Raw genomic sequence first — 221 nt, forward strand, 5'->3', positions numbered from 1 at the left:
CGCTAAAAGTGATTCCACAGGACAATACACTAGCCCAGCAATTAATTCCTGAATATGGCGCAAAACTGAAGGAAATTTTTATAGGATGAGCACAAGTTATCTGGTGCGACATGGGCAGGCCTCTTTTGGAGCAGCTAGCTATGACCAGCTCTCTGCAAAAGGTGAGCAACAGTCACAATCGGCGGGTGAGTTTCTCAATAAAACTTTGAAATCTTCGCCTT

At 44.3% G+C, this 221-nt stretch carries 1 pseudogene; it reads left to right on the forward strand.

From position 1 onward, the window contains the following. Window positions 1–85 precede the first annotated feature (85 nt). Window positions 86–221 (forward strand): annotated as a pseudogene (locus ACNQO6_RS18570) (histidine phosphatase family protein); the annotation flags it as partial.

The sequence above is a fragment of the Acinetobacter calcoaceticus genome (genome assembly GCF_051947995.1).
Taxonomy (GTDB): domain Bacteria; phylum Pseudomonadota; class Gammaproteobacteria; order Pseudomonadales; family Moraxellaceae; genus Acinetobacter.